Source organism: Acinetobacter sp. ANC 4648 (assembly GCF_002135345.1).
Classification (GTDB): Bacteria; Pseudomonadota; Gammaproteobacteria; order Pseudomonadales; family Moraxellaceae; genus Acinetobacter.
Genome location: NZ_NEGI01000001.1, coordinates 299,762 through 317,440, shown reverse-complemented (window position 1 = coordinate 317,440; position 17,679 = coordinate 299,762). Strand labels below are relative to the sequence as shown.

Genomic DNA, 17,679 nt, shown 5'->3' with positions numbered 1-17,679 from the left:
ATGATCTATTAAAAACTCCAAAGCCTTATTACTCAAAGCCTGCAACGATGCGGGCTTTGTTTTATCGGAATAGTATTGATTTTTGTGACAAAAAATATAAAAGAATATGCTGAATTAAAATTATCTAATTCATTGATTTTAATTAATAAAAAATAAATAAAAATAATTGTTTGTAGTTTGATTTTTTGACATTTCTGACAGAATGAGCATTTTTGTCATTTTACGATTTTTTTGGCAATATACAAATAGCGTGTATCTGTCAGTATAGATTTGATTCATTTCATTAGAAATAGGATGAAACCTATGACGTTAATTCAAGCGGCGACAGAAAAATCATATTTAAATCGTCCTAAAGCCATTGGTATCAAAGTCCGTAAACCAAGCTTTAATCCCAAAGCAATTCGCAGACATTTTTTTGCGAACTCTCCGATTATGTCTCATTTGTTAACGGCATTATCTTCCACGTTCCCGATAGGTGAACAGTTCTTTGTGCATAGTGTCCGTAATGTGCGTGATAAAGTGAAAGATGAAAAGTTACAAGCAGAAATTGCAGCTTTCATTGGCCAAGAAGCAATGCACTCTAAAGCGCATGCAGATTTTAATGATGCTTGGCGTCGTGATGATTATAATTTGGATAGTTTCCAAGCTTGGTTAGCACGTCGAGAGAAGTTTATTCAGAGTGTACATCCAAAATTTCAACTGGCTATCACCTGTGCTTTTGAACATTTCACTGCATTATTAGGAGGCTATGTTTTACGCCATCCAGAAATTTTGAGCACACTAGATGATGATGCAATTAAGCTTTGGGTTTGGCATGCGATTGAAGAAATTGAGCATCGTGCCGTTGCTTTTGATGTTTATCAGGCGGTGTATAAAGATGATCAAGTTCGTCGTAGTGTAATGCGTAATGTCACGACAGGCTTTGCAAGTTTGACCTTTTATTCTGCATCGCGTTTGTTTATGCAAGACTGGCGTAAAAGTTTGCCCAAAGTAACGGGGAACTTATATGGAACCTACATGATTTTAAAAATGTTGGTTTCACTGATTCCAGAATATATGTCTTATTTTAAAGCAGATTTTCATCCTTCTGAAATTGATTATTCAAAAATTGTAGAATACTGGAAAGAGCGCTTAGCGGATGAGTATGGTATGGAAAGTTTTCAAGAATCAAATCATCAACCTTTATATAGTTAATTTATATACATAAAAGAAAGGCCGCTTTAGAGCATGGGTCTTTCGTTCTTTTTATATTCTCAAATAAATTTTAAACAAGCTTATTGTGGATTAAATTAATTTCTCGTATTTTACAATTTTTAAGATTAATTTTAGAGTTGAGCCAATTATTTTAATTGAATTGAAAGTTAGACTTTAAGTAGATAAATATAAAATTTAGGTACAGCTGTGATCAGTTCTCAAGCACATATTGCTATGCTTCTGTTTAAACAACAAAAACGTGTGTTGTTAGCACATAAAAATAATACGTATTTTATGCGCAAACTATTTGAATATGGCACACGATTTTCTCCAATACCTTCTCATATTCAAACCAGTATGCAGCAATTACAAGATATGCAAATCATGCAAATCAGTAATTTAAAACCGAATAGAAATCAGAATAAAATTCTATTTTATATTCATGGTGGTGGTTTTGTTATTGGCAGTGCTAAAAGTTATAAAGCATACGTCGCAAGCCTATGTAAAATTTCTGAGGCTGAATTTGCTTATTTACCGGATTATAGACTTGCACCAGAAGCTCGTTTTCCAAATGCTTTAAATGATGTTTTAGCTGCATGGAAATATGTCACTGAAAAACATCCAAACCATGAAATAGTACTGGCTGGTGATTCTGCTGGGGGAAATTTAGCATTGGCTCTGTGTATTAAATTGCGAGATTTAAACTTGAAATTGCCTATTCGAACTTATTTACAATCTCCTTGGTTGGACTTAACCCTGACATCTTTAAGTCATAAGAAACAAGATCATCGCGATCCATTTTTAGGAACATATTTTTTAGAACGTGATTTTGCTCGTCATTATGTAGGTGATGCTGACCGTAAAGATCCATTCATTTCACCTTTGTTTGCAGATTTTACAGGTTTACCTCCATTTTATGTTCAAGTCGGCTCGAAAGAAGTCTTACTTGATGATAGTCGTGAATTTATCAAACGTGCAAAAGAATATGGGGTAGATGCTACTTTGGATATTTGGACAGGTATGTGGCATGCATGGCCCATTGTGCCTTTTGTACCAGAAAGTAAGCAAGCTAGAATTAAAGCAGGACGATGGTTAGCGAGTTTGGGTTAGTTGATTTTAAACGGCAAGATGCAGTGTCTAAACTAGTAACTGATATGTTCAATAGCTTTTTATACGATGAATTATTGGTTTATGTTTTTAGATAAAAGTCAGACCTTAGGATTAGACTTCCACCTCACTTAAATCGTTCCGCATCACATTGATCATTATTGTGATGCGAAATGATTCAACTTAACTTACAACTCATCTTTTGAATATTTGGTTTTGCGTTGTCTTTGCCACGGTAAAGGACGACCCAAAGCCTCAGGGACATCACCCGATGTTGAACGTAGACGTAAATGAATAGCTGCTTGTGCAATCAAATTGGCAGATACAGGGGCAGTAATAAATGCGAGTAAGGTAATCAGTAGTTCTGCAAAACCAAAACGATGATGAAAAGCGGCATAAATCATAGCTGCAATTAAGAAGCTACCTAAACCTAAAGTACTTGATTTAGTTGGAGCATGTAGCCGCATGAATAAATCGGGTAGTTTAACCATCCCGATTCCCCCAACTAAAGTGAAAAATGCACCGACCATCAAGAAGAAAGAAACGATAATTTCCATAACAAGCTGAGTATTATTGTCCATATTCGCTCCTAATCAATCACATGGCCTGTGGTGAAGTATCTTGCCAAAGCTGCAGTTGAAACAAAGCCAAGCATTGCAACCAGTAACGCACTTTCAAACATCGTAGTAATTGACCAATAAATACCAAGAATAATGATCAAGCAAGTCGCATTTAAAAACAGGGTATCCAGAGCCAGCAGACGATCTACAATCGATGGCCCAATCACTAATCTAAATAAACACAGCAACATCGAGATCGTCACTGCCACTACGCAAATACCTAAGGCATAAGGTAAGATCATGTATCTTCTCCCTGTTGTACGTTAAAGATCATCATTAGTGGAGCTTCATAACGGGCTTTAATATCTTGAATTTCCGCTTCAGGATCATCTGAGTGTAGGGCATGAACTAAAATATCACCACGTTCTTGATCGATACCCGCACTGACGGTACCAGGTGTGGTGGTAATGATCATCGCCAATAAAGTATTAACATGTTCATGGTCGGTATCTAAGGGTACACGGTACCATTTTGGGTGTAGATTTTTGGTCGGTCCTAAAACTTGTTTTGCGACACGAATATTAGAAACAATAATGTCCCAAAGCACCACAAAAGATAATTTGACTGCGTACTTCCAATGAATATCTGGTGTGCGAACAATAAAAGGTTGGATTAACTTTGGAATAATTAAACCAAGAAGAATAGCCACACTAAAATCAAAGAGTTCAGCACTATGACCAAGCATCAACCAACTGACTGCAACCATGACTGAAACAAAAGGATGCGGTAAGCAACGATCAAGTAAAGAAGAATTTTGCTTCATTTATTGCTCCATTGGCTTAAGTTCAGGTTCATCATTTGCATGATTCTGATAATTTTCTTGTTGTCTAATTTGACGCTGCTTGTATTCAGAAAGATGCTCACCCTTTAAGGTTTTTTCTGAAATGATATACGGGATATAGTGGGCATTTGGATCTTCATCTTCACCCGAATATTTGGTTTCTGGTAAATAATCAGGATCAAATGGTTGTACGCTAATCACTTCACCTTTTTCATCTGTTTTTAAAATAGCACGCTCATATAATTTGGCATCACGAAGTTGCAGTGCAGTTTGCTCAATATATTTTAAAATTGGTGCAGCAGCTACCACATATATAATTAAACCTGTCAGTAATAGATAAATACTTTTGTCATTACGGGCAGGGGCTTGATTCGGTAATATTTGGTAAGCGGTATAAGCTGTTTCTTTCTGATCTTGCTCAGGGACGGTGGCGCGCCAAAATAGAATAAATCCGACACGGGTAAAGGCAATAATACTAAGTAAACTCACAATCAAGACAATTGCAATGATCCAGCCTTGATAAGCAAAATTAGCCGTCGCTTGTAATAATAAGATTTTGCCTAAGAAACCACTAAATGGTGGTAATCCTGCCATAATTAAGGCAATTAGAAAGAAGGTTGCAGCAATGGCTTTATCCTGCTTCATTTTGGGTGCAATTTTAAAATGATCTTTAAACTCACCACGCTGTGAGGTAATCCATCCACAGAGTAAATAAAATGCCGCTGCAATCAGGGTACTGTGAACTAAATAATAGAGCGCTGCAGACCATGCCATTGCATTGGCCATGGAAAGTGCAATTAAAATTGTGCCAATAGAAGACAAAATCATAAAGCCAACGAATCTACGTAATCGATCAGCCCCAAGTGCTCCAATCACACCATATAAGGAAGTGAGTAGCCCAATTGGCAGTAACCATGCCATGAGAATTTTTTGACTGAGTACATCCTGAAAAACAGTACCATTGACCCTTAAAATTGCATAAATTCCGACTTTGGTCATAATGGTGAAAATAGCAGCCACAGGTGTTGCTGCTACAGCATAAGTTTTGGGTAGCCAAAAACCTACAGGGAGCATTGCCGCTTTAATACCAAACACAACAAACAAGAGTAGCCCACCAGCAACGGCTAATTTGTGCTGATCCTGTGCTAAAGTCGGTATAAGGCGCATCACGTCGGCCATATTTAAACTACCAACACTGCCGTAAATCATTCCTAAGCCAATAAGAAATAGGGCAGAGGCAAGTAGGTTGATGGTTACATAATGGATTCCCAACTGAAAACGTGCTTTGCCTTGTCCATGTAAAAGAAGAACATAAGAGGCAATGAGCAAAATTTCAAAGAACACAAATAAGTTAAATAAGTCACCCGTTAAAAATGCACCAGAAAGTCCCATCAGTAAAAAATGGAATATGGCATGAAAATAGCGACCACGTTCATCCCACTCTTTACTGGCAAACCAAAGTATCGGTGTTGCAAGTGCATAGGTGAGCGCTAACATCAGTGCTGATAAACGATCAAGGACTAAAACAATTCCGAAAGGTGCAGACCACTCACTCAGTTGGTAGACAAATATTTCTCCTGAACTGGCTTGAACCAGATACGCAATTGCGGTAATCAAGCCCAGTAATACTGAAATAAGGCTAATACCACGACGCCAAGGTTGTCGCCAATCATGAGTGAGAGATCCTGAACCTGGATTGCCCAAGAGCACTAACAAAAAACCTGTAAATGCAGGGATGAGGATACCTATAATCGGCGTCTGAGCCAGCCAAAAGTCAAATAAATTCATGATTAAGGCTCATCCTCACGTGGGTCATAAGTACTCAATTCCTCTTTTGAATCGACGTGGTCATTGCCCGACTCATAACGGCTGCGTAATGCCAGTTGCACAATAAATGCAGTGGTTGCAAAACCAATCACAATTGCAGTTAAGACTAACGCTTGTGGTAATGGATCTGTGACATCATTGGCTTCGGTTAAAATAGCCGGTGCACTCATTTGAATTCGCCCCATAGCGAACAAAAATAAATTCACGGCATAACCAATCATAGCGAGTCCAAGAACCACAGGAAAAGTACGCGCACGTAGGATTAAATAAACCCCTGTTGCAATCAGTAATCCAATTGCGGAAGCCATTAAAAATTCTAAGCTGATCATGACTTACTCCTTAGGTAATGGACCCGACATGCTTGAATGTCGAGAATCGCCAAGTACGGAAATGAGCAACATGGTTGCACCAACCACGGTTGCATAAACACCTAAGTCAAAAGCCGCAGCAGACGCTAAATGCATTTTCCCAAAAATACCAGTGTCGACATAAATATGAGCACTGGTCAGGAAGGGACGTCCCCAGAACCAAGCAGCAACCCCAGTTATGCCAGCAATAAGTAAACCCAATCCAATCCATATTTCATAAAGACGTCCTGATTTGGCTTTAAGCATATGCTCAGCCTGATCTTGTCCCAATGCCATATATTGAATAATTAATGCCATCGCCGTAATTAGACCAGCAATGAATCCACCGCCTGGATAGTTATGCCCACGGAGGAAAATATATAGGCTCACCACCAAGGCAATTGGTAGAACCCATGATGCCGTCATACGGAACATTAGTGGAGAAGGGTTAAACCGATAAGTTAAACCCTGAGTGATACTGGTACCATGAATACGCATCCCATCCATAAGACAGAGAGCACCAATCGCAGCAATGCCTAGAACGGTAATTTCTCCAAAAGTATCGAAACCACGGAAATCAACCAAAATCACATTCACGATATTTGAACCGCCACCGAGGGGGAGGGACTGCTGTACGAAGAACCAAGAAATTGAATTGTGATCACGAGTAAGCAGCAACCACACGATCCAGCCAATGCCTAAGCCAGCTGTAATTGCAATTACCGCATCGCGCCAACGTCGTGTACGACTTGATTCATACGGAGTCAGTTGCGGTAATAAAGATAAGCTCATGAGTAATAAAACAGTGGTGACAACATCTACTGTAATTTGCGTGAGGGCTAAATCGGGGGCAGATAAGGTCACAAATACCATCGTGACAACAAGTCCAATTGCACCACTAATGAGTACCGCTTTCATGCGCTCATGATGGAACCATAACATCATCCAACAAGCGGAGAATAAAAGCAGCCATAATACAATTGCCGTCAAAGGTGCATAGGTCAGTTCACGTGTACCTGTGGTTAATCCTTGATTAAACAGCGGTATGCTGACCATCACAATACTGAAAACAACAATGATCAGTAGATAGTTTTGCAAAGAGCCAGTTTCAGTTTTAGCTTTAATTTTTCTAGAAATTTTTAATAGATTTTTGAGGAAACGTTCGAAAAGTAATTTACCTTGGAACTGACCTAAAATCGGATCAAGGTCGATCTCACGAATACGGTCATTTTTAGCAAGTGCAAAGTAGAAGATTACACCGCCGACAAGTGCAATCGCACTCATCAATAAAGGTAAATTAAAGCCATGCCAAATGGCTAAGTGAACCCCTTCAAATTGTGGTAATTGAGTGCTTGCTCGTGTACCTGCATTCACGATATTTTCAACCAGTAAAGCAGGGAAAAGTCCGACTAAAATACAGAGTGTAGCTAATAGAATTGCAGGTGCACGCATGCCAATAGCAGGTTCATGCGCATTTTTGTTGGGAACATTTTTGCCTAAGTCACCATCGAAGAATACCCCATGTACTAAACGGGTCGAATAGGCGACTGCAAAAAGTCCCGCTAAAGTCGCAATGATCGCCGCAAGAATTACGAATCCACCAGATAAATTTGCCAGTAATTCGGTAAAGAACATTTCTTTAGATAAGAAGCCGTTGGTGAGTGGTACACCCGCCATCGAAGCAGCAGTAATCATGGTTAGTGTTGCAGTAAATGGAAGCAGTTGCCATATACCACTAAGTTTTCTTAAATCACGGGTCCCTGTTTCATGGTCAATAATCCCTGCAATCATGAATAATGCCGCTTTAAAGGTGGCATGATTGATAATATGGAAAATTGCAGCAGCTACAGCCAGTGGTGAGCCTATTCCCAATAGACAAACAATTAAACCTAAATGGCTAATAGTGGAATAGGCGAGTAAACCTTTTAAATCTTCTTTGAAGATGGCAAAAAATGCTGCCATGCATAAGGTGAATAAGCCTATTGTGGTGACCAAGTTATGATACAGCGCTGAACCGACAAAGATTGGCAGTAATCGTGCCAGCAGGAAAATCCCTGCTTTTACCATAGTTGCAGAATGTAAGTAAGCCGATACTGGGGTGGGTGCGGCCATCGCATTGGGTAACCAAAAGTGAAACGGAAATTGCGCACTTTTAGTAAATGCACCCAATAAAATAAGTAATAGTGCAGGGGTAAATAAAGGGCTACTTTGAATTGTTTGCGCCATTCCTGAAATTTGGTCAATTTGATAGGTACCTGTGATTTGTCCAATGAGGATAAATCCACCCAGCATAGCCAGCCCCCCCATACCCGTAATGGTGAGTGCCATGCGTGCGCCACGTTGTGCTGCATCGTAGTTGCTCCAGTATCCTACCAATAAAAATGAGGAAATACTGGTGAGTTCCCAAAAGACCAACAAAATCATTAGGTTGTTAGAGAGTGATATCCCCAACATTGCTGCCATAAACAGCATCAGCAAAGTATACAGTTTGCTTAAAGAGTTTTTAGGATTGAGATAATAATAAGCGTAGATATAAATGAGTGTGCCGATCCCGGTGATCAGCAATGCAAAAATTAAGCCTAAGGCATCTAGGCGAAAGCTAAAATCTATACCAACTTGCGGAAGCCATTGCCAACTTTGAACTACGGCTGAGCCATTAAATACCGGTTTTGCTTGAGTCAGTAGTAAAATAAAGCTGGTTAAACTGACTGCTATTGCCCCTAAAGCCGTAACCCCACGAGAGAATTTTTTCAGCCATGAGACAAGGGTTGTGCCAAGTATTAACGGTAACAATATAATAATCGGAAGCACACTCGTATCCATTGTCGTGAATAGGTCGAGACCTAAGATGAATCTTATCTTTCAAATATTTGAGGATAGCAAAGAGTTATCCAACTGCTTAAATTTTGAAAGCCGAAACTAAGTTGAAAAATCAGAAAACAAGTTGTGTTGCGCAACTTGAGAAAGCGATTGCAAAATAAATTTAGATTAAGAATTTAAATCTAAATGAGATTTTATCTTATTACATGACTCGGCTAACATCAATTTATTTTGTCAATTTTGCGCAAACAACTTTAATTATACGCCTCATTATTCAATAGAATTGTTTTATATTTATACAGCCCATGTAAGTATATCAGCTCATAAAATGATGTAGTTGCAACGTTTTATTGCTTTTGAATAATGATTTTAATATTTAGATGATATCCATCTTTTTTTTAAATAGCTTCATTAAACTTTTTATGCAAATGAAATTCAGCTGAGTGCTCTGTCTTTTACATGATGGAGCTGATTTTGAATTAAAGAAGGGGTTCATGTGAGGATTCATTATCTCTTTGAATCATGAGCTGCTGCAGTTCTTGTTGTTGGTCTAAACTCAGATTTTGAATCTGTTGATAGATCTGTTGTGCAGTTAATTCATTGGGCTCAGTGATCGGCAATAGCTCTGAAGTCACAACTTTATTGATGTGTTGTAGTTGTTCATAAATTAAATCAAAGTTGTTTTGCTGATTATTAACAGAGACATCGAGTAATGTTTTATGCTCAAGTTTAAAGTATTGATAATCTAATGAATGTTCAAGGAGTTCAGTTTGCGTACCAGAAGCAATAATTTGTATTTTAGGAAATGCTTGATGTAAGCGCTCTAAAATATGTGCGGTATGTTCAGCATCTAAATGTGCATCAATATTATCAATCAGTAAAATACCTTCACCTTCCGTACAAGGAAATGGGGTGTTGGGATTTAATAAACATAGACGACGGACAATATCACCAACTAAGGCAATCCAGCTTTTTAGAGTATTGGAGAGTTGCTGATAGAGCATCGTTTCATTGTGATAACACACCATGAGTTGAAGTTTCGGGGTATACGCTAAATATAGATCTGATAATTCTGGAATAACAATCTGTAGACTATTTTTTAATGCCTTTAAGCAGGGGCTGTGAGGTTGTGTCGTAGCTTGCAGTAGTGATTTTTTTAGATCGAGTTCATGATAAATTTGTGCAGTATTTTCATGAGATGGGTTTGACAACTCAGGCGATTTTTCTTGAATAATTTTTTGAAATAGTTGTGCTGTTTGCGCATTTTCAATATCGCAAATTTCTCTAAACCATTCAAAAAAACGTGCGTAGGTGGTGTAGGTGATCGCGCTTAATTCAAAAGCTGCATGCGCTTGCAATACAGCAGGGTTATTTTTACTAAGTAAATTAACTTCATTTATAAAACGGTCAGAAGGATAATAGGCTAACATTGGAAAACCTTGTAAAGGGTCTTTTTTGCTAGCTTGGGTGTAAAGTTCAACCAATGATTCTAATTGCTGCAGTTCAACTTTACTTAAACCGACGCCACTGGAAGTGAGCGTTTTATACAATTGCCATGAGCAGCTTGAAGCATCAAATTCTTGACTATCCTGATTTTCAGCGAATAGGCCAATTTCACGTGAAAAATTAATTTTCACATCAATTTTAGATTGTAATCGATTCAGCATAATGTCTTGATCAAGCATGATCACACCAGCTGTTCGGATATCTTTAAAGCGAGCGGGAAGCCAAGTCAGGGCTTGATAAATATTTTTAATAATTGCTGTTTTACCCGAAGCTTGATCACCTAATATAAGGCTGATGGGTTTGTTCGAATAATCAAATTGAATTTTTAAGTCTGAGAAATGATAGGTGTGTTTCAAATGGATAAATTGAAGTTTCATCGTTCACCTGCACCTGAAAATTATAGATTTATGCGGTCATTTTATTTTTGAATGGTGTTTTTAGTTTGAGTTGTTGAACTAAATCATAAATATGATGAATATTTAAGCTTACTTTAGCACGGGTACAAGCAACGTATAATAATCGTAATTCTTCATCACTAATTTTATGTTCTAGACCATTAATTTTAAATTGATAGTCATCTTCAATATGTACACGATTCCATTCTAAGCCTTTGGCCTTGTGTGCCGTAGAAATGACGTAATCTGCTTGCTCAATGGGTGTGATTTTAGCGAGTGCTTTCTTCAGTGGATCGGTACCATGATCATCCACCAATTTTACTAAGGGTTTGATATCACTACCATCATTGGTTTCACAATATTCGTGTACATCATGCCATGAGTTAAACCATGCCAGTTCAGGCACATCTACGACGCGCTTACCTTGTTTAAGTAGACTGGCGGCATCGACAAAACGATTTAATTTAGCATGATCAGCCTGTAGCCCGACTTTATCACCTTGCACTAATCCAGAAAGTAACAACTCCATAGCACGTGCATTGGTACGACATAAAATAGCATCACGCATTTTGGTATGCGGTTTATTCACGACACTCGATTTTTGATCAGGATTACCCAGTAACGGGACAGTTTCCTTTAATGCACCCAGCAAATGATTGGCGACATCGGCAATTTCATGACCAAAACGAAAAGATGTGGTTAAGCGAGATTCAGGCAGTGGCATTTGCTGCATGGCATTGACTGCACCACGCCATGCATAGATCTGTTGATGTGCATCGCCGACATAAATGACTTGGGTATGTCGTTGTTTTAATAAGATACCCAACATCAGTGGGTCGGCATCTTGTGCTTCATCAAACAGTACGTAATCTGCTGGAATAAAGGGGTCAGATAGAGCCCAAAGTTTTAGATAAATATCATGCCCAATCCCAGCTTGATGATTTTGATCAATTGATTCTAACCAACGTCTTTCGACGGCAGGGTAGAGATGTTTTTGTAATGATTCAATATCATCTGTATGCAACCAACTTGGTGCTTGAATATGGCGCGGCGCAGGGTATTGTGAACTGGTAGAACAGAAATAACTTACCGCATTGGCAACCAAACTGGCCAACCGACTAGGCATCATCACATATTTTTCATAACGACCACCCATTAACCGTCTGAGGGTAATCGGTTCTAAGCGATATTCCTTCGCAATGAAACTTGGACTTAATCGGGGTAAACGTAGTTTATCAGTGACTCCACGTGGAACGCTACGAAAGGCAAGTGAGTGAAAAGTACGACAATCTACATTTTGATGAAATTTATTTTGAGCCTCGGTTGCAATAGCCTTATTAAACGCCAAATACATTCCACGACGATGTGACATTGCATCACTAATCAATTGCAATGTGGTGGTTTTACCTGTGCCAGCATAGGCAATCACTTTAAAGGATTGGCCCTTTTGTGCTTCTGCAATGGCAAAATTTTGTTCTGGTGTCGGGGTAAAGGAATAAGGCACAGTGCTCAATAATCTTTCAATTAAAATCTATATTTTGGTTGGTAAGTATAGCAAAAAATAGCCAGTGGCATGTGGCTTAATTCTATTGAGAAGCCGTGTTCATCTGAAAAGAGAAAGAGGGTTCTGGCTTAGACCCTATAAATAGAGGTTTTGAGTTCATAAGAAATTTTTGTCTTAAAACTGACTTAAAACTGCAACTGAGCTGTCATATCCATTTTTTACAATGATTTAGGGAAAAATTCTAAATTCATTCTTGGATAAAACTATGACAAATTCAGCCAACCAACCCACGCGTCGTGAAGTCCTAAAATGGTTAGCCAGCATTCCTTTTTTACCACTTGGGGCAATGGCAACTTCTGCGGCACTGGTCGGTTGTAATGATGATAAAGATGTCGTCGTCGCACCACCAGTCAAAGCAGCAAAATTAAAAACAGCAACCTTTACACCAATGGATGCACCAACTTTAGCCAATGCAGCGGCAATGGCGACGACTACGGTGGCTTCAGGTTTAGCAGTAACTTGGGATGATAATACGAAGACCAATTATAAGTTGGCATATAAGACATTCTTCCAAACTGGTGACATGGTCAGCGATGGTAAGGGGGGCAAAGTTTTAGCTGGCGGTTACTATGATATTAATAACAAACCAATTATGGATAACTCTGTTACCGCAAAAGCACGTCAGTTTTTCTCAGATTGCCCAGATGGTACATCCTTATTAACAGTTGTTGATGCCAAAGTAGATGGTGTCAAAGGTAAACCTGTGTTTGCAGTTGTGCAATTTGAATATACCACTCGTGACCAAGCTGGAAACGATATGTATGGAAAACTACCTTCTCCAATTGCAGTATTAACACTGGACCAAGATCAAAAAACAGGGCATTTATCTTTAGTTAAATATCATAATGTTGATATGTCTAAAGCCCATGGTTTATGGATCACTTGTGGTGCAAGTTTATCTCCTTGGGGGACGCATCTTTCAAGTGAAGAATATGAGCCAGATGCCTTTGGTCAAGGTCTAGGGACCGATATGACCACAATGAAGGCTTATAGTAAAAATGTTTATGGTGATGAGACCTCTGCAAAACCTTATAACTATGGGCACTTACCTGAAATTACCGTGAATAAAGACGGAACTGGAACTGCGAAAAAGCATTATTGTTTAGGTCGTATTTCACATGAGCTGATTCAGATGATGCCTGATAATCGAACAGCTTTGATGGGAGATGATTATACCAATGGTGGTTTATTTATGTTTGTTGCCGATAAGGAAAAAGACTTATCTGCTGGAACACTTTATGTTGCTAAATATCTAAATGAACTGAATGAAACATCAATTGCTCAAATTCAATGGATTAATTTAGGGCATGCAACGAGCCAAGAAATTGATGATTTGGTGAATGTGAAAAATATTCAACCGACCGATATCATGGAAAGTTTAGATAAAGATCCGCAAGATGCCAGTTATACCAAGGTTATTCTTGCTAAAAAAACCATTTGGGTCAAAGTGAAACCGGGTATGGAGAAAGCAGCGGCTTTCCTTGAAACGCATCGCTATGCAGCGCTCAAAGGCGGAAGTATGGCTTTCACTAAGATGGAAGGGACGACCGTAAATGCGAAAGATAAAGTTGCATATTCAGCATTGGCGAATATTCAAGACTCAATGATTAAGGGCAATGCAGCATGGTTACCTGCCCATAATGTTTCTTTTGCCAAGAAAATTTCGGCGGGTGGGATTATGGCGCATGATATGAAAGCGGCCATGAGTGATACATTGGGCGCTGCGATCAAGAGTGATTGGGCACCTTATCAAAGTCATATGCTACTAATTGGTAAAGATATTGATGCAGCATCTGATCCACTCGCAATTGGTAATACTTGTGATCCAAGAACAATCGCCAGTGCTGATAACTTGAAATTTTCTGAAACGTTCCGTACCTTATTTATTGGTGAAGATAGTGGTAACCACGTCAATAATTATTTATGGGCTTATAATGTCGATAGTAAAAGCTTGGATCGAATTTTATCTTGCCCTGCAGGTGCGGAATCTACGGGTTTACATGCGGTCGATTCAATCAATGGTTGGACTTATATTATGAGTAACTTCCAGCATCCGGGTGATTGGAGTTCATTGCATAAGCAAGTGGAAGCGACTTTAGATCCTTTAATTCGTGCCAATTATAATGATCGTTTTGCCGCTGCAGTTGGTTATTTGACTGCTGATCCAATAGCACCATCGGTTGAGAAAAAAGCATCTTAACGACATGATGCAAATAAAAAAGCCTCTAATCGATTAGAGGCTTTTTTATTTGGAAGCTAAAGCTTAATGACTACGCTGGGCTTTTTCAACTAAACCGGATAACCCTTGGCGACGTGCGAGTTCATTTAAAACCAGTTGAATATCGAGATCAAAATAACCCAACATTACAATGGTATGGAACCACAGGTCAGCGACCTCATAGATCAAATCATTTTTATGATCTTCATAGCCAGTCACTTTAAAATCTTTTGCCGCAATCACCATTTCAAAACTTTCTTCACCAATTTTTTCTAAAATTTTATTAAGCCCTTTATGGTAAAGCTTTGCCACATAAGAAGAATCTGGATCGGCAGCTTTACGCTCTGCCATCATTTGCCCTAAGTAGCTCAGAACTTCAACTTGTTCTGATTGTACATTGGAAGCATTCATCGCAAGGGTATGTGGATTTACAGATTTTTCGCCATAGATTAGGTTTGGGTCTTTGAGTTGTGTGTCGACGATTTCCCAACCATTTGGCGTGAGTTTGCGATAGAAACAAGATTCACGACCAGTGTGGCAAGCAATACCGCCGTGTTGTTCAATTTGTAATACAATCACATCCGCATCACAATCTAAACGGATTTCATGTACGGTTTGAAAATGCCCAGATTCTTCGCCTTTGTGCCACAGTTTTTGACGTGAACGTGAAAAATACACGGCTTGATTTTTTTCGGCAGTTAAAGCTAAAGCTTCACGGTTCATCCATGCCACCATCAACACACGTCCAGTTTGATGATGTTGTGCAATAGCAGGAATAAGTCCTTGTTCGTTAAATTTTACTTCATCGAGCCATTGCGCATTGTTCATGAGGATTTCACCAAAAATTGTTGATCAAAATTGTTGTTTAAACGGATAACACCGTAAGATTATAGTTTAGGCGATCGATGGCTTTTTGTGTGAATAATCTTTCGTTGATTCCAACATTAAAAAAGCCAATTATTTCTCAATTGGCTTTTTTAATTAGACAATAAAATTATTTGGCGATGCGCCAGACTGCTAAAAAACTCACCAATATCATCAGAATAATAGAAATATACCACGGTGCAATAATCGCAATGGATAAGAAGATGGCCATGCTACTGCCGAAAAGCCAACTACGTTTTTGTTGCTGCTCAACCTCTAAACGCATCATTTGCAGTTCATGTAGTTGCTTTGCATGCCAAGCAGATTGATTTTTTAAACCATTTAAACTGTCGATGATTAAGGTTGGAAAATCCTGAGCACCTAAAAGTAAATCAGGAATTTTTTGTCCCAATTCTTTTAAATTCTTTTGCGGATTCATTTGTGCTTTGATCCATTCAGTCAGAATGGGTTTTGCCAATTTCCAAATATCGAGCTCAGGATAAAGATCTGTGCCTAAACCTTCGACATGGACTAACGTTTTGAGCAGTAACATTAATTGTGGCGGAATTTCTAAATGAAACCGACGTGCAATATCCATTACTTGAAGCAGAATACCAGCGAAGTCCAATTCATGCATCGGTTTTGAAACCATTGGCCCGACTGTACGGCGCATCTCACGAGCTAAAGCATCTTGATCTGTTCCGGGTGGAATCCATCCTGCTTGATGCACAACTAGAATTAATTGCATGAAGTCGCTGTTCATGACCGCAAGGAGCATGCGGGCAACAGTCATTTGGTCATGTTTAGACAATTCACCCATGATGGCACAATCAAGTGCGATAAAACGAGGGTTACTTGGATTAATGGTTTCAACAAAAACATTACCTGGATGCATATCGGCATGGAAAAAATTGTCACGAAATACTTGAGTAAAGAAGATGGTTAATCCTCTTTCTGCAAGTTGTGCACGATCCATACCGAGTTTGTCAAAAGTCGCAATATCTGAAATAGGCACGCCAGTAATACGCTCAGCGACCATGACATCAGTACTGTCCATATAGACATCAGGCACATACATCATGCTTGAGCCAGTAAAATAATGGCGCATACGGCGGGTATTATCCGCTTCTAAGCTTAAATCTAATTCATTTAAAATAACTTGACGGTAGTCTTGAATAATTTCAGAAAGATGAAAGGCACGTGCTGCTTCTAAGCGTTTTTCAAGATTAGTACCGAGCCAAGTTAAAATTTCAAAATCTTGTAAAATTTGTTTGCGAATATCTGGGCGAGTAACTTTAACCACGACTTCACGGCCATCATGTAAGGCAGCAGTATGTACTTGTGCAATGGATGCTGCAGCCAGTGGTTGTTCATCAAAACGAGAAAATAAGGTCGATACATCTGCTTTTAAAGCTTGCTGAATACGAACTTTAGCAACATTAGAATCAAATGGTTTGACCTTGTCTTGTAATAACACCAGTTGTTGTAAAAGTTCAGGTGGCATTAAATCGCGACGCGTAGACAATAATTGCCCGAGTTTAATCGCAAGCGGCCCCATATCTTCCAAAGCTTGTTTTAGCTTTAAAGGATTTTTACGCTCTTTACTTGACCATGCAGCAGGGTGAAGTCTGATTAAGGCTAGAGTATGCCGTGCCTTTTCTGGTAATTCTTCCGCAGGAACCAGTGTGTCGAGTCTATAGTGCGCGGCAATGCGCCAAAGTTCGAGTAAACGGTTAATGTGCGGAATCATATTGCAAATACCTAGTCTGGGGTCGAGTGAATTTGAGTTTGAAGTTGTTGGATTTTAGCTTCAAGACGATCTAAATTTTGATTGAGTTGTCTGGTCGCCTGACTTAAATCATCCATTTGCCAACGTGGGGCAAATAGGCCACTGTCTTCTTTTAGAAAATCTTCTGCGAAAAACCAATGACTTTGTAATGAACGGCTGATGTATTTCGGTGCGAGTTGAATCTTCGCAATTTCATGCGCTAACGCAGGACTGATCCAAGGGCTTAGCTTAGAGGCTAAATCAGGTTCAGTTTGTTGGATAATCCGTTGAATATCTTGCAATAGGTGATAGTCACCTTGCAGTGGAATATTGCCAATCTCATTTGCTAGAAAAAGTTTAATTAATGCAACCAGTGTTTCTACGTGCAATGTTGCCGTCGCAGCTGTAAACGTATGCTGTTGATCGAAAGGGCGTTGTTCGAAAACAGAAGAAACATCACTGTGACCTGTGACCGTCGGTTCTAAGCGCACTTTATTATGATCAAAAAAAACATCGACAGAGAGCTGCGGTGAGTCGATCACTACCCGCAACATTTTGCCTTGTAGATTATTCAGTTGGATGCGGGTAATCGCATCCAAGTTGATACCTTGGTTAATTAATCGTTCAATCGCACCAAGTGCCAGAATCGACCACATAGCTAAACCCTT

14 protein-coding genes are annotated in these 17,679 nt (G+C 39.1%); 3 read left to right on the top strand and 11 right to left on the bottom strand.

What is annotated here, in order from left to right; translation table 11 throughout:
• Positions 1-303 precede the first annotated feature (303 nt).
• Together B9T27_RS01505 and B9T27_RS01500 are read left to right on the top strand one after the other, a co-directional pair.
• On the top strand, positions 304-1,194 hold the full coding sequence (locus B9T27_RS01505) for a metal-dependent hydrolase (protein ID WP_086205096.1): 891 nt from the start codon (positions 304-306) through the stop codon (positions 1,192-1,194).
• A 207-nt stretch (positions 1,195-1,401) separates the two neighbouring features.
• Positions 1,402-2,304, top strand: coding sequence for an alpha/beta hydrolase (locus B9T27_RS01500; RefSeq protein WP_086205095.1), 903 nt, complete (start codon positions 1,402-1,404; stop codon positions 2,302-2,304).
• Between the two features lie 185 nt (positions 2,305-2,489).
• Here the strand turns inward: B9T27_RS01500 and B9T27_RS01495 are convergent, their stop codons facing one another.
• The 8 genes from B9T27_RS01495 to B9T27_RS01460 all read right to left on the bottom strand — a co-directional run bounded on the left by B9T27_RS01495 (position 2,490) and on the right by B9T27_RS01460 (position 12,101).
• Entirely contained in the window at positions 2,490-2,882 is a 393-nt protein-coding gene (locus B9T27_RS01495) for a Na+/H+ antiporter subunit G (RefSeq protein ID WP_086205094.1), read from the bottom strand.
• 8 nt (positions 2,883-2,890) lie between these two features.
• The gene (locus B9T27_RS01490) at positions 2,891-3,163 is read right to left on the bottom strand and encodes a monovalent cation/H+ antiporter subunit F (protein ID WP_086205093.1); all 273 of its coding nucleotides are present in this window, start codon (positions 3,161-3,163) and stop codon (positions 2,891-2,893) included.
• Positions 3,160-3,684, bottom strand: a complete 525-nt coding sequence (locus B9T27_RS01485) for a Na+/H+ antiporter subunit E (RefSeq protein WP_086205092.1) — start codon at positions 3,682-3,684, stop codon at positions 3,160-3,162. The genes B9T27_RS01490 and B9T27_RS01485 overlap by 4 nt, the downstream gene beginning before the upstream one ends.
• Positions 3,685-5,490 carry a monovalent cation/H+ antiporter subunit D gene (locus B9T27_RS01480; protein ID WP_086205091.1) on the bottom strand — a complete coding sequence of 602 codons (1,806 nt, stop codon included), beginning with the start codon at positions 5,488-5,490 and terminating at the stop codon, positions 3,685-3,687.
• A gap of 2 nt (positions 5,491-5,492) precedes the next feature.
• Complete coding sequence (locus B9T27_RS01475; protein WP_086205090.1) at positions 5,493-5,858, bottom strand: Na+/H+ antiporter subunit C; 366 nt, start codon at positions 5,856-5,858, stop codon at positions 5,493-5,495.
• Between the two features lie 3 nt (positions 5,859-5,861).
• A complete protein-coding gene (locus tag B9T27_RS01470) occupies positions 5,862-8,699 on the bottom strand; it encodes a monovalent cation/H+ antiporter subunit A (RefSeq protein ID WP_086205089.1) in 2,838 nt (945 codons plus the stop codon).
• Positions 8,700-9,175: 476 nt separating this feature from the next.
• Positions 9,176-10,579: an ATP-binding protein gene (locus tag B9T27_RS01465; protein WP_086205088.1), complete on the bottom strand. Its 1,404-nt coding sequence runs from the start codon at positions 10,577-10,579 to the stop codon at positions 9,176-9,178.
• Positions 10,580-10,607: 28 nt separating this feature from the next.
• Complete coding sequence (locus B9T27_RS01460) at positions 10,608-12,101, bottom strand: UvrD-helicase domain-containing protein (RefSeq protein ID WP_086205087.1); 1,494 nt, start codon at positions 12,099-12,101, stop codon at positions 10,608-10,610.
• A 265-nt stretch (positions 12,102-12,366) separates the two neighbouring features.
• Here B9T27_RS01460 and B9T27_RS01455 point away from each other — a divergent pair, with 265 nt between their 5' ends.
• Positions 12,367-14,361 carry a PhoX family protein gene (locus B9T27_RS01455; protein ID WP_086205086.1) on the top strand — a complete coding sequence of 665 codons (1,995 nt, stop codon included), beginning with the start codon at positions 12,367-12,369 and terminating at the stop codon, positions 14,359-14,361.
• Between the two features lie 63 nt (positions 14,362-14,424).
• Here the strand turns inward: B9T27_RS01455 and hisIE are convergent, their stop codons facing one another.
• The 3 genes from hisIE to B9T27_RS01440 form a co-directional block, all read right to left on the bottom strand.
• On the bottom strand, positions 14,425-15,207 hold the full coding sequence (gene hisIE, locus B9T27_RS01450) for a bifunctional phosphoribosyl-AMP cyclohydrolase/phosphoribosyl-ATP diphosphatase HisIE (protein WP_086205085.1): 783 nt from the start codon (positions 15,205-15,207) through the stop codon (positions 14,425-14,427).
• Between the two features lie 166 nt (positions 15,208-15,373).
• Positions 15,374-16,993: an ABC1 kinase family protein gene (locus tag B9T27_RS01445; RefSeq protein ID WP_086205084.1), complete on the bottom strand. Its 1,620-nt coding sequence runs from the start codon at positions 16,991-16,993 to the stop codon at positions 15,374-15,376.
• Between the two features lie 11 nt (positions 16,994-17,004).
• Positions 17,005-17,667 (bottom strand): ubiquinone biosynthesis accessory factor UbiJ, encoded by a 663-nt coding sequence (locus tag B9T27_RS01440; RefSeq protein WP_086205083.1) that lies wholly within the window; start codon positions 17,665-17,667, stop codon positions 17,005-17,007.
• Positions 17,668-17,679 lie beyond the last annotated feature (12 nt).

Coding starts and splice junctions, on each gene's coding strand:
- B9T27_RS01505 (WP_086205096.1), top strand. CDS start 304: ATGACGTTAATTCAAGCGGCGACAGAAAAATCATATTTAAATCGTCCT.
- B9T27_RS01495 (WP_086205094.1), bottom strand. CDS start 2,882: ATGGACAATAATACTCAGCTTGTTATGGAAATTATCGTTTCTTTCTTC.
- B9T27_RS01490 (WP_086205093.1), bottom strand. CDS start 3,163: ATGATCTTACCTTATGCCTTAGGTATTTGCGTAGTGGCAGTGACGATC.
- B9T27_RS01485 (WP_086205092.1), bottom strand. CDS start 3,684: ATGAAGCAAAATTCTTCTTTACTTGATCGTTGCTTACCGCATCCTTTT.
- B9T27_RS01480 (WP_086205091.1), bottom strand. CDS start 5,490: ATGAATTTATTTGACTTTTGGCTGGCTCAGACGCCGATTATAGGTATC.
- B9T27_RS01475 (WP_086205090.1), bottom strand. CDS start 5,858: ATGATCAGCTTAGAATTTTTAATGGCTTCCGCAATTGGATTACTGATT.
- B9T27_RS01470 (WP_086205089.1), bottom strand. CDS start 8,699: ATGGATACGAGTGTGCTTCCGATTATTATATTGTTACCGTTAATACTT.
- B9T27_RS01465 (WP_086205088.1), bottom strand. CDS start 10,579: ATGAAACTTCAATTTATCCATTTGAAACACACCTATCATTTCTCAGAC.
- B9T27_RS01455 (WP_086205086.1), top strand. CDS start 12,367: ATGACAAATTCAGCCAACCAACCCACGCGTCGTGAAGTCCTAAAATGG.
- hisIE (WP_086205085.1), bottom strand. CDS start 15,207: ATGAACAATGCGCAATGGCTCGATGAAGTAAAATTTAACGAACAAGGA.
- B9T27_RS01445 (WP_086205084.1), bottom strand. CDS start 16,993: ATGATTCCGCACATTAACCGTTTACTCGAACTTTGGCGCATTGCCGCG.
- B9T27_RS01440 (WP_086205083.1), bottom strand. CDS start 17,667: ATGTGGTCGATTCTGGCACTTGGTGCGATTGAACGATTAATTAACCAA.